Genomic DNA, 229 nt, shown 5'->3' on the forward strand with positions numbered 1-229 from the left:
GATTACGCCGATCCCGCGGGGCTCGCCCGACTCGCCCGCTCCTGCGCCGCCGCCACCACCGCGTTCGAGAACGTGCCCACGGAAGCCTTGAGCTTCCTTGCCCGGCACCGCGTGGTGAGCCCTACCGCCGAGAGCGTGGCGGTGGCCCAGGACAGGATCAACGAAAAGGAATTCCTCTCAGGGGCGGGCTTTCCGGTGGCCCCCTTCGTCGTGGTGCGGGAGGGCGCCG

1 pseudogene is annotated in these 229 nt (G+C 70.7%); it reads left to right on the forward strand.

Annotated features, from left to right (window positions below):
• A pseudogene (locus ACTFO6_RS20230) lies at nt 1-229 on the forward strand (5-(carboxyamino)imidazole ribonucleotide synthase); the annotation flags it as partial.

It is taken from the genome of Pelomicrobium sp. G1 (genome assembly GCF_051905455.1).
In the GTDB taxonomy this organism is placed as follows: Bacteria; Pseudomonadota; Gammaproteobacteria; order Burkholderiales; family UBA6910; genus Pelomicrobium.